Source organism: Rossellomorea sp. LjRoot5, from assembly GCF_964253455.1.
GTDB lineage: Bacteria > Bacillota > Bacilli > Bacillales > Bacillaceae_B > Rossellomorea.
Window position 1 is genome coordinate 3,317,184 of sequence record NZ_CAXUQN020000001.1, and the last position, 12,457, is coordinate 3,329,640.

Sequence of the window (12,457 nt, forward strand, 5' to 3'; positions counted from 1 at the left end):
TAGTAGTAGGAAGCAAAGAAGAGCCTGCCACCGGTTCCCCGTGAGGCAGGCTCTTACTGATTTTCTTCTATTTTCCGTGAATAATAGCTTACAAGTTCGGGATATTCCTGAAGCCCTTTTCTGCCGTGGTCCGTAAGTTGATACACACCACGTTTCACCCTCTCGAACCAACGGTAATAATTCTTCTGGAGGATGGACGGCGTTTTGTCCCCCGTCCCTAGCTTGGCCAGGTTCCTCGGGGACATGGGTCCGTGCGCTTCCAGGCAGCAGGCGATGTGAATGCAACTCTCTTTATAAGCCGTCATTATTTTCGTTTTATTGCTGCCCCCTACATTGTAATCTGCACTGCGGCCTTCGATTTCTTTCACCAGGGATGCTCGCTTCTTTTTACTATTTCTCATAACCTTTTTTCGGTCAAAAGGTTCCGGGTGAATGACAAAATCAAGCTTGGGCGTTTTTGTCGTAAAGGAAACCGTGATCAGACCAAGCTCCAGACGCCTGACCAAATGACGTACATCGTTCCACCGCTTCGACCGAGGGCGCTTCGGTTTCGGAATTGCAATGTACACAAGATCCGTCAGTCGCTGACGCTTCGTTGCCTGGATCAAGAGCTCGACATTCAAGGAAAGCTTCAGCTCCACGATCACAAGCTCTCCTTCTTTCATCGCCGTCAGGTCACAGTCATTCACTTCACCGTTCACCTGATATCCCTGTTTATGAAAATGTTTCTGGATCGGCTGATATAAATCCGATTCTTTCAGTTTCGTCATGGGTAAAAAAACCTTTCGGGAAAAAATTCTATAAGATAAAGTATAGACTATTGGAGAGATATTTGCAGTTAGGGAAGAAAAGAGATTGTGGCTATCCCCTGATCCTCTCAATCTCATCCGCCACAAACTGGACCGACGTCCCCACAATCACTTGAATACTATTATCCCCAACCACATGTATACCTGGAACCCCAGTCGCTTTAATCCGGTCCTGATCCACAGCACCCATGTCCTTCACTTCCACTCTCAATCGGGTAATACAGTTATCCACGGATAATACATTATCATCCCCGCCGAGTCCGGAGTAGATTTCCTCCGCCATCACAGCAAACTTTTCGTCTTGGGTGAGCACTGCTGCATTTTCCCCCACTGCTTCTTCGCTGTCTTCTTCCCGACCAGGTGTCATAAGATTGAATTTCGCAATCATAAAACGGAATAAGAAATAATAAAGGAAAGCAAATACCACACCTTGAATCAGTAGCATATACGGCAGATTGGCCAATGGAAGCCTTGAGCTCAGAACAAAATCAACGAAGCCTGCACTGAATCCGAAGCCTGCCGTCCAGTGAAAGAAAGATGCGATCGCAAGGGATACCCCTGTCAGCACTGCATGTGCTACATAAAGGGCAGGTGCCACGAACATAAAGGCAAATTCAAGAGGCTCTGTCACTCCGGTGAAAAAGGAGGCGAAACCTGCTGCAAGCATCAGTGACGCAACCTGTTTTTTCTTACCTGGTTTCGCTGCATGATAAATGGCGAGACCGGCTGCCGGAAGACCGAACATCATCACCGGAAAGAATCCCGCCTGATACATCCCCGTCACACCTTTTTCCCCAGTGCCTGACCAGAAGTTCCCGATATCATTGATTCCAGCAACATCGAACCAGAACACGGAATTCAGCGCATGATGCAACCCTGTGGGAATCAATAAGCGATTAAAGAATCCATATAAACCTGCACCTGTAAATCCCAGCCCGCTGATTTCCTTACCGAATGACACAAGAGCTGTGTAAATGACCGGCCAGACAAACAGCATCACCCCTGAAACAACCAGCATAGCAATGGCCGACATGATCGGTACCAATCGTTTTCCGCTGAAAAATGCAAGAGCGTCCGGCAGTCTCACATGACTGAAGCGATTGTACATACTTGCCGCAACTATACCCGACAGAATCCCGACAAATTGATTTCCAATCTTATCGAAAGCCGGATTCACTGCCTCTTTTTCAATCCCCTGTAACAACGCAACGGAATCCGTCGACAGTAATGTGGTAATGACGAGATAAGCGACCAATCCGCTCAGTGCCGCCGATCCATCCTTCGCTTTTGCCATCCCGAGTGCGACCCCAACAGCAAACAGAATCGCCATATTATCAATGATTGATGCCCCCGCCTTGATCAGGAAAGCGGCAATCGGACTATCCGCCCCCCATCCGGACGGGTCGATCCAATACCCGATCCCCATCAAAATCGCCGCAGCCGGCAATACGGCAACAGGAAGCATCAACGAACGACCAATGCGTTGCAGATATTTCATCATTTTGTTATCCCCCTATCAGTCTGTTTTTAAAGATTCCTTGTCTCTTTAATGAGGACAAAGCCCTTCTATAAAAAATATTCCGGCATCCAGTTATTTAGAAGTGGATGCCGGTGTGTATTCAGGTAGATTGATAGGATTATTTTAAATGATTGTAGATGAGGGACGGACCTTGAAGGGGGATTATGTAGTATTGCGACTGGTGATTTCCATAAAATAGAAAAATACGCAATTACTACTTAAAACGACGCAATTAAGACAGAAATGACGCAATAAATTTAATAATGACGCAATCACCTGCTGAAATGACGCAATTATCTCTATAACCTCTTTTGAAAGCTTCTCCAGGACCGTCTAAATCAGAAATTATAGACCTTTTTATAAATTTCAATGCACGTTTAAACCAATATAATTGATACTTCAACATATTCCCTTAGAAAATAGCTACCTCCTTCTCTTTTAAACGAATTTCAGAACCACATCCTCGCAAACAACTATATTTCTTCCATTAAAAAGGCATCCAATGCCCGACAGAGGTCCGTCCCTCAAACAACAAAAACCCCCATCAGGCATCCAGCCCGACGGAGGTCCGTCCCTCTAAAATTAAGGTAATTCAGTTGTGCCCATGAGGTAGCGGTCGCATTCGCGGGCTGCTTCTCGGCCTTCGTTGATGGCCCAGACGATGAGGCTCTGTCCACGACGCATGTCTCCTGCAGCGAAGACTCCATCGACATTGGTCATGTAGTTTCCGTACTCCGCTTTCACCGTGGAGTTACTGTTTGTTTCGACTTCAAGCTCTTTTATGAGGTCTTGCTCTGGTCCTCTGAAGCCAATGGCAAGAAGGACAAGATCTGCCGGCCATACTTTTTCCGTTCCCGGAATTTCATCACGAACCTTGTTTCCTTCTTCATCATAGCGGAGTTTTACGTTAACAGTATGAACTTCCTTGATATGGCCATGTTCATCACCGACAAACTTCTTCGTCATGACAGCGTACGCACGGGGATCATCTCCAAGTACTTCGGCCGCTTCTTTTTGACCGTACTCCACCCGGTGGATGACCGGGTATTGTGGCCAAGGATTGCCCACTTCATCACGCATCGCACCTTTTTTATCATAGATATCAAATTGAGTCAGGCTTTTGCAATTATGTCTAACGGAAGTGGCCAGGCAGTCTGTACCCGTGTCACCTCCACCGATGACGATAACGTTTTTTCCTTCGGCAGAAATATAGTTACCATCTTCCAATTTCGAATCCAATAAGCTTTTCGTATTCGAATGAAGGAAATCCATTGCATAATGAACGCCTTTCAAATCACGTCCATCCACTTGGATGTCACGGTGAACAGCTGCTCCACCGCATAGGATGACGGCGTCAAAGTTTTTTCGAAGATTTTCGACCGTGTAGTCTTTCCCGACCTCCGTGTTCGTGACAAATTCAATGCCTTCTTCCTCTAAAATATCGACACGGCGCTTCACGACCGAGTATGGAAGTTTCATTTCAGGAATCCCATACGTCAAGAGTCCGCCTACCCGATCATTTTTTTCAAAAACAGTGACAAGGTGGCCGGCTTTATTCAGCTGTGCGGCTGATGCCAATCCTGCAGGGCCTGACCCGACGACGGCCACGCGTTTACCGGTGCGGAACTCAGGCTGCTCAGGGATGACCCAGCCTTCTTCAAAGCCTTTTTCGATGATCGATCGTTCCACTGTCCTGATCGCCACAGGAGGCTCATTGATCCCGAGCACACATGCCCCTTCACATGGTGCAGGACAGGCGAAGCCGGTGAATTCAGGAAAGTTATTCATCTGATGCTCCCGTTTCAAGGCTTCCTTCCACTGTCCCTGATACACAAGGTCATTCCACTCCGGTATCAGGTGATACACGGGACAGCCAGATGTCGACCCGTTGATCTCCATTCCGGACTGACAAGTGGGAACGCCGCAGTCCATGCAGCGTGCCCCTTGTTTCTTGATTTCTTCTTCCGTAAGAGGAGTGGTGTAATCGTTCCAATCTTTCGTTCTTTCAGCTGGATGCCTCTCAGCCGTTGTCTGTCTGGTATATTCCATGAATCCGGTTGGTTTTCCCATCATATCCCCCTCCCTCTTTATTTCGCGGGTTCCAATACTTTTTTCTCTTCTTTCGTACCTTCTTCAAATGCGGTCATTTCCGCATCAAATTTCTCTAATCCACTATTTTCAAGCTCACTGATCCGTTCTCTCATCTTGAGATAGGATTTAGGAATCACGCGCACAAATTTGGACACGTAAGAATCCCAGTTCGCCAATATTTTCTTTCCATTATTGCTGCTTGTATACTGAACGTATCGCTCGATCATATCGTAGACGTCCTGCATCTCTTCCGGATCAAATAATGGTTGAACGAGGACAAGTTCCTGATTACATCTTGAACGGAAGGTTTCATCTTCGTCCAGGACATAAGCGACTCCACCCGACATGCCGGCGGCGAAATTCCGTCCCGTCAAACCAAGGACGACGACCTTTCCTCCCGTCATGTATTCACAACCGTGATCCCCGACGCTCTCAACGACTACCTGGGCTCCACTGTTACGGACACAGAAACGCTCTCCTGCCACGCCGTAAATATACGCTTCTCCACCAGACGCCCCGTAGAAAGAAACGTTTCCGATGATCGTGTTCCGCTCAGGGATGAATGTAGCGGTCGGATCCGGATGGACGATGATTTTCCCACCTGATAATCCTTTTCCGACAAAATCGTTGGAATCCCCGACAAGTCTCAATGTCAATCCTTTAGGAATATAAGCTCCGAAGCTTTGACCTGCAGAACCCTTGAATGTCAGACGGATCGTATCCTCCGGTAAACCTTCCGCACCGTACCGCTTGGTGATTTCACTGCCGAGCATCGTCCCGGTCACACGGTGAATATTCCGGATCGCCGTCGTCCATTCAACCGGCTCCCCTGTTTCAATCGTATTGCGGCAGCGTGGAATCAGCTCTTGGAAGTCCAATGTTTTCTCAAGCTCATGATCCTGCTTACGCGTCGCATATCTGCCGACTTTCTCAGGTACATCCGGTTGATAGAGAAGGGCTGACAAGTCGATCCCTTTGCCTTTCCAATGATCGATTGCTTCGTTCGCTTCGAGGATATCGGTTCGTCCAATCATTTCATTGATCGTTCTGAAGCCAAGTTGAGCCATGAGCTCCCTTGTTTCCTGAGCAACGAAACGCATGAAGTTCGCCACATGTTCCGGGTCCCCGGTGTATTTTTTTCGAAGCTCAGGATCTTGTGTCGCAATTCCGACAGGGCATGTATTCATATGACAGACACGCATCATGACACAGCCAAGGACCACAAGTGGCGCAGTTGAAAATCCGTATTCTTCTGCTCCAAGAAGGGATGCGACGACCACATCACGGCCTGTCATCATCTTGCCGTCCGTCTCAACGACAATCCTGTCACGGAGTCGATTTAACAGTAAGGTCTGATGGGCTTCGGCAAGACCGATTTCCCATGGCAGTCCCGTATGTTTCAGACTGGTTCTTGGTGCCGCACCGGTCCCGCCGTCATATCCACTGATCAACACAACGTCGGCTCTGCCTTTTGCCACACCCGCTGCAATCGTTCCAACACCTACGGCGGATACCAGCTTGACGCTGATCCGGGCCTGCGGGTTCGCATTTTTCAAGTTATAAATAAGCTCGGCAAGATCTTCAATCGAGTAGATATCATGATGAGGTGGAGGCGATATCAACTCTACCCCCGGTGTCGATCCCCTTACTTCAGCAACCCAAGGATAGACCTTTTTACCGGGGAGATGTCCTCCTTCACCAGGTTTGGCCCCTTGAGCAACCTTGATTTGAATCTCATCGGCATTCACAAGGTAGTGACTCGTCACGCCGAAGCGGCCTGATGCTACTTGTTTGATCGAACTGCGCCTTGAATCCCCATTCTCATCTGGAATGAAACGGCTAGGGTGTTCCCCACCTTCTCCTGAATTGCTCCGTCCGCCGATTTTATTCATGGCGATCGCCAATGCTTCATGAGCTTCCTGACTGATGGAACCGAATGACATGGCACCGGTCTTGAAGCGCCGGCAGATTTCTTCGACTGATTCCACCTCTTCAATCGGCACCGGCTTCGTTTCTTTAAACGAAAGTAGGCCGCGAAGGGATTGGAGATTCTGTTTTTCATCTGTCAGCATATTTGAATATTTCTTGAACAGCTCATAATTATTCGTGCGGCATGCATGCTGGAGAGTGTGGATCGTACTTGGATTGTAGGGATGATCTTCTCCATTTTTACGATATTGGAATTCGTCACCGGATTCCAAGGTCCTCTGGTTATCTTTCCGGTCATTGAATGCTTTTCGGTGTCGTAAGAGAACTTCTTTTTCAATGATATCCATTCCGATTCCGCCGAGTCTTGAGGCGGTACGGGTGAAATATTTATCGATGACATCCTTATGAATGCCGACTGCTTCAAAGATTTGGGCACCACGATAACTTTGAATCGTTGAAATCCCCATTTTCGATAGGACTTTGATGACCCCATCTGTTCCCGATCTCACAAAACGCTGCACCGCTTTTTCATAAGTCGTATCTTGAAGCTCGCCTTTTTCAATTAAATCACGCAGCGTTTCATAGGCCAGATACGGATTGATGGCTTCTGCACCATATCCAAGCAGGGTTGCAAAGTGATGCACCTCCCGCGGTTCCCCTGATTCCAGGAGGATACTGACGGTTGTACGCGTCCCCTGACGGATTAAATGATGATGCAGCCCGGAAACGGCAAGGAGTGACGGAATGGCCGCCTTTTCCTTCACCACCCCACGGTCGGATAGAATGAGGAGTGTCGCACCGTCTGCAACGGCCTGGTCAGCTTTTTCGTAAAGTTCATCCAGGGTCCGTTCAAGCTGGTCTTCTTCTTCGGACACATCAAATAAAATCGATAATGTGACTGCCTTAAAGCCTTTTTCTTTCTGATGACGAAGCTTTTCAAGCTCTTCCCCTGTAATGATCGGTGTCTTCAAATGGATATGCCTGCAGCTTTCAGGACCAGGGTTCACCAGGTTTCCTTCCGCTCCGATTGTTGTACCGACAGATGTGATGATCTGTTCCCGGATCGCATCGATCGGTGGGTTTGTCACTTGGGCAAATAATTGTTTGAAATAGTTATATAGAAGCTGAGGCTTCTTCGATAAAACGGCAAGCGGTGAATCATATCCCATGGAACCGACCGGATCTTTACCATCGGTTACCATCGGCTTGATGATTTTATTCAATTCCTCCGTCGTGTAACCGAATGCCTGCTGCTGAAGGAGCACCTCATCTGAATCCAATCGTGCCACTTGCTGGGGCGCTTCTGGAAGATCGTCAAGTTCAAACTTATTATTATCGAGCCAGTGTCTGTACGGATGCTCGGACGCGACACGGAGCTTGATCTCTTCATCCGGGATGATCCGCCCTTTTTCCAGATCGACGAGAAGCATCTTTCCAGGCTGGAGGCGATCTTTGTACACAATGTCATCGGCAAAAATATCAAGGGCCCCCACTTCGGATCCAAGAACGATCATGCCGCCTTTTGTCACATAGTAACGGGCAGGTCGCAGTCCGTTTCGGTCGAGGCACGCTCCGATTTGCTTTCCATCGGTGAACACCAGGGCTGCAGGTCCATCCCACGGCTCCATCAGACAACTGTGATATTCATAAAAATCCTTCTTCTTAGGATGAATCGTATTGTCGTTTTCCCATGGCTCAGGCACCATCATCATAGCCGTATGGGCAAGAGATCTACCTGATAGATGAAGGAATTCAAAGCAGTTATCGAACATGGAAGAATCACTGCCTGTCTCATCGATGACAGGTAGGATTTTTTTCAGATCCTCTTCTTTAAAAGCACTTGATTGGCACAGTTTCTCACGTGCGCGCATCCAGTTCACGTTTCCTCGCAATGTATTGAATTCTCCATTATGAATCGTATATCGATTTGGGTGAGATCGTTGCCAGCTCGGGAAAGTGTTTGTACTAAAGCGGGAATGTACAAGAGCTAAAGCTGACCGGAACTCAGGATGGTTGAGGTCAATATAAAAGGAATCGAGCTGTTCCGGGATGAGCATCCCTTTGTACACGATGGTCGTGGAAGACAAACTGCAAAGGTATACATCCTCAAGCCCCTCAATAGTTGCAACTTCTTGTTCAATCCTTTTCCTGATCACATACAGCTTCCGCTCGAAATCCATCGGGGACTCTATGTCTTCCGATACGCCAATGAAGACTTGGCGGATGAATGGTTTAGACTTCGATGCTACTTTCCCTACAAAGGAATCATTGAGTGGAACAGGTCTCCAACCAAGTGTCTTCTGGCCCTCTTCATCAATGATGCGTTCGAATATATCTTTACTCTTCATGCGTTTCTCATAATTTTCAGGGAGGAACACCATCCCGATTCCATATTCTCCTTTACGGGGAAGGATGATGTCTTCTTTCTCACACTGTTTCTTGAAGAAATGATGGGGGATTTGAGTGAGGATACCTGCGCCGTCACCAGTACTCGTATCGGCAGATTGTCCTCCGCGATGTTCTAGATTACATAAAATATTAATGGCATTCTGAACGATGTTATGACTTTTCGTCCCATCGATATTTGCAATCATACCAATTCCACATGCTTCATGTTCTTGCGCAGGATCATACATGCCTTGCGCTACAGGAAGATTCGTTTTCATCCAATGTCCTCCTCTACTAAACTTGTATATTTTTTGAATAATTAACCGGTTAATTAAATTTTCTTAATTTTCGTTAGTATATCATGAAATTTAGAAAAAACGAAAAATTAAGTTAATGGTAAACGTGTAAATTTTCCAAATATATATGTAATGAACAGGCAGAACGTTGATTTATCCATAATACTTTTAACTCAATATTCAGAATCTTTAAAAGCTTGATACAAACATAAAGAAATCGCTTACAATAATTCGTGTCCCTAAGCATATTTCAGCAAATTCCCACATGAATTTTCATGCAAAAACATCACTAAAAAATTTTTTTATCAACAAAATTTTTTCAACCTATCGGGTCTTTGCGAGGGTGGACGGACCTCTATGTATTCAAACGGACCAGCCTTTTCTTTCATTTGCTTAAATCCTTCTTCTTTTCCCTCATGGTGACCTTTTCAAACCAAAAGAAAGAGGGACGGACCTTCGAAAATTCGAAGGTCCGTCCCTCTTTCTTCTTAAATAAAACTCATGGGCAAAGGGCTCAGTGATTGGAAACCAAGGGGCTTTTCTCAGGAAGGAGCTTCTTGATTTCTTGGTATGCTTCTTCGATTGAATTCACCTTAACCGTGGTCTTTCGATCCTCGGGATATCGATTCCACATATGCAAGTACCTCGGGTCATAATAGTATTCGATGAGCAGTTCCAATATCCGCTCATAATTTCTCTCTTGCAGCTCAAGCTCAGCCTCGATTTCATTTGCAATCGGACTGTGAATCCGCCTCTTGATGGACCTGAACCCTTTCACAAACTCTTCATGGTGTTCGTGGAGGCGGTACTCTTCTAGGATATGTTTGACCCTCTCTTTCATAGGCATTTGGATGAAAATATGAAATGCCTCTTCCTTCTCCTGAATAAGAAAATCAGGCAGAAGAACCTTTCCAATCCGCTTACTTTCTGCTTCAAATAAAAGAAAAGGAGAGTCCTGCTTCTCCATCAGTTCCCGAAGGAGGAGCGAATCGAAAGTTTTCTGGTTGTTGGCCGTGAGTCCGATCTCTCCAAAGGTGGACCCTCTATGGTTGGCGAGGCCTTCAATATCAAGAACCGGATATCCTTCTTCTTGAAGCTTCTTCAAAATCGCGGTTTTCCCGGTGCCTGTCCCACCATTCAGTACAAAAGAAGCAGGCTTCATTTCAATATTCTCAAGCCCCTTCAGCACCCAGTGGCGATAGGCCCTGACGCCGCCCAGGATACGGGAAGTCCTGATCCCCATCAGGTCAAGGAAAGTAGCGGCCGCTTTGCTTCGCATACCACCCCGCCAGCAAAACACGACGATTTCACCCTCAAGTTTCTTGAACTCATTAATATATCGGGGAAGCTTACTTGAAAAAATCTCCAGACCCCGGTCCGTTGCCACTTCCTTACTCACCTGCTTATATAATGTCCCTACTTCTGCTCTTTCTTCATCATCAAATACCGGAATATTCAGGCTGCCCGGAATCGTCATTTCCCTGTATTCAGAAGGAGACCTTACGTCCACGAATGTATACTTATCTAAATCGCATTGATCGATCGGTAGATCTTTGAACATGTCATCCTCTCCCTTTTTATATTTCACTTCTATTTTACACCACTTCCGTATTCATTCTTTCCCTTTTTATTCTTTTTAGAACGATTCACCTGGTCCTTTACTCCCGTTTACCGGCTGAATATTCAGTTTATTCACCTCATTGGTACTATATACCAGAGTAATAGAACCCCTTATAATGAAAATAGAAATAATATTTCATGTTTTTATTAAATTTCATGAAGTATTATTTTAATAAAATGAAATCGGTTTCTTACTAACCGTAAGAGAGGAGTAGAGAAATGAAAGCAGTAAAGTACATGATTATGGCCGTGATGTTGTTCTCACTGGCACTTCCCTTTTCTACCGGGAAAGCGAAGGCATCCGGCACGTCTGAACCGAAGCATGAGATGCGGGCTGCGTGGATTGCGACAGTGACGAATATCGACATGGAGCCTGGAATGGACAAGCAGGAATTTACGGATTGGGTGGTGAACACCCTGGACGAATTGAAAGAATTGAACTTCAATACGGTGATTTATCAAGTCAAGCCGACTGCCGATGCCTTGTATCCTTCTGAACTCGCTCCATGGTCCCAGTATATTACGGGTGATGAGCAGGGAACCGATCCAGGCTATGACCCACTTGCCATCATGTTAGATGAATCACATAAACGAGGAATCGAAGTACACGCATGGGTGAACCCTTACCGGATCACGATGCCGAATCAAACGATCGAGTCTCTCGCAGATGATAACGTTGCCAAGCTTCACCCCGAGTGGGTACTGAAATATGGAAAACAATACTATCTCAATCCCGGAATTCCCGAAGTACAAGATTACTTGATTGATACAGTTAAAGAACTAGTAAGCAACTACGACATAGAAGCCGTTCATATGGATGATTATTTCTATCCATATAAAATTGCAGGAGAAAGCTTCCCAGATCAAGATACATACGAGAAATATGGCAGCACATTTGCCAATATCGATGATTGGAGACGGAACAACGTCGATGAACTGGTCGCTGATATCAACACTGAAATCAAAGGAATCAAAGACTATGTCCAATTTGGGATTTCCCCATTTGGCGTGTGGAGAAATATCGCCGATGATCCGACTGGAAGCGAAACAGAGGCGGGACAAACGAATTTCGATGACCTGTATGCCGACACCCGCCAATGGATCAAGGATGGAAGCATCGACTACATCACCCCGCAAATCTATTGGTCCAGGAAACTCGCCGTCGCCAACTACTCCGTCCTACTCGATTGGTGGAGCCGGGAAGTGAATGAGTATTCCTATGAACATCCGGTCAATCTGTACATCGGAATGGCCGATTATAAGGTCGGGGACAACTTTGACCAGGAATGGTTCAATCCTTATGAACTGCCGGGGCAAATCATGGACAACCGGGCTAACGGAACGGCCCTCGGCCAAATGCATTTCTCCTTAAGACAAATTTTCGAAAATCCACTTGGGTACGCTGACATCTTACGTAATGAAGTATATACGGAGAAGGCTTTGACGCCTGCCACACCTTGGAACAATGATGACCTTCCGAAGAAACCGAACAACGTGAAGGCTGATAAGCAGAAAGACGGTATCACGTTGACCATCGATGATAAAAATCATTCAGACGCCAGAAAATTTGTCATCTATCGCTTTGACGGCGTGAAAGAAGGAGACTACACGAACTCTGCAAATATTGTGGATGTCGTGTACTCTCAAGAAGGCGTTACGACGTATAAAGACACTTCTGCTGCAGAAGGTGGAATGTACACTTATGGAGTTACCTCCGTATCTCCGACAGGTGTGGAAAGTAAAGACGCGAAAACAGTGAGAGTACGATAATCATAGAAAGAAGCGTTTCCCCGTAATGGAGAAAC

The 12,457-nt window shown here is 46.3% G+C and carries 6 protein-coding genes; 1 reads left to right on the plus strand and 5 read right to left on the minus strand.

Annotated features, from left to right (window positions below):
* Positions 1-53 precede the first annotated feature (53 nt).
* The 5 genes from ACSQ2E_RS16985 to mnmH form a co-directional block, all read right to left on the minus strand.
* Complete coding sequence (locus ACSQ2E_RS16985; protein WP_435992418.1) at positions 54-770, minus strand: DUF2161 domain-containing phosphodiesterase; 717 nt, start codon at positions 768-770, stop codon at positions 54-56.
* Between the two features lie 91 nt (positions 771-861).
* On the minus strand, positions 862-2,310 hold the full coding sequence (gene nagE, locus ACSQ2E_RS16990) for an N-acetylglucosamine-specific PTS transporter subunit IIBC (protein WP_435992420.1): 1,449 nt from the start codon (positions 2,308-2,310) through the stop codon (positions 862-864).
* 600 nt (positions 2,311-2,910) lie between these two features.
* On the minus strand, positions 2,911-4,398 hold the full coding sequence (locus ACSQ2E_RS16995) for a glutamate synthase subunit beta (RefSeq protein WP_435994607.1): 1,488 nt from the start codon (positions 4,396-4,398) through the stop codon (positions 2,911-2,913).
* 17 nt (positions 4,399-4,415) lie between these two features.
* A complete protein-coding gene (gene gltB / locus ACSQ2E_RS17000) occupies positions 4,416-9,014 on the minus strand; it encodes a glutamate synthase large subunit (RefSeq protein WP_435992422.1) in 4,599 nt (1,532 codons plus the stop codon).
* Positions 9,015-9,546: 532 nt separating this feature from the next.
* The gene (gene mnmH, locus ACSQ2E_RS17005; RefSeq protein WP_435992424.1) at positions 9,547-10,593 is read right to left on the minus strand and encodes a tRNA 2-selenouridine(34) synthase MnmH; all 1,047 of its coding nucleotides are present in this window, start codon (positions 10,591-10,593) and stop codon (positions 9,547-9,549) included.
* A 278-nt stretch (positions 10,594-10,871) separates the two neighbouring features.
* On the opposite strand from mnmH, the gene ACSQ2E_RS17010 reads away from it, so the two are divergent.
* Positions 10,872-12,422 carry a glycoside hydrolase family 10 protein gene (locus ACSQ2E_RS17010; protein WP_435992426.1) on the plus strand — a complete coding sequence of 517 codons (1,551 nt, stop codon included), beginning with the start codon at positions 10,872-10,874 and terminating at the stop codon, positions 12,420-12,422.
* The last annotated feature ends 35 nt before the right edge of the window (positions 12,423-12,457 follow it).

What these genes read in the sequence shown, in the direction of transcription:
- ACSQ2E_RS16985 (WP_435992418.1), bottom strand. Translation starts at nt 770, where the DNA reads ATGACGAAACTGAAAGAATCGGATTTATATCAGCCGATCCAGAAACAT.
- ACSQ2E_RS16995 (WP_435994607.1), bottom strand. Translation starts at nt 4,398, where the DNA reads ATGGGAAAACCAACCGGATTCATGGAATATACCAGACAGACAACGGCT.
- gltB (WP_435992422.1), bottom strand. Translation starts at nt 9,014, where the DNA reads ATGAAAACGAATCTTCCTGTAGCGCAAGGCATGTATGATCCTGCGCAA.
- ACSQ2E_RS17010 (WP_435992426.1), top strand. Translation starts at nt 10,872, where the DNA reads ATGAAAGCAGTAAAGTACATGATTATGGCCGTGATGTTGTTCTCACTG.
- nagE (WP_435992420.1), bottom strand. Translation starts at nt 2,310, where the DNA reads ATGATGAAATATCTGCAACGCATTGGTCGTTCGTTGATGCTTCCTGTT.
- mnmH (WP_435992424.1), bottom strand. Translation starts at nt 10,593, where the DNA reads ATGTTCAAAGATCTACCGATCGATCAATGCGATTTAGATAAGTATACA.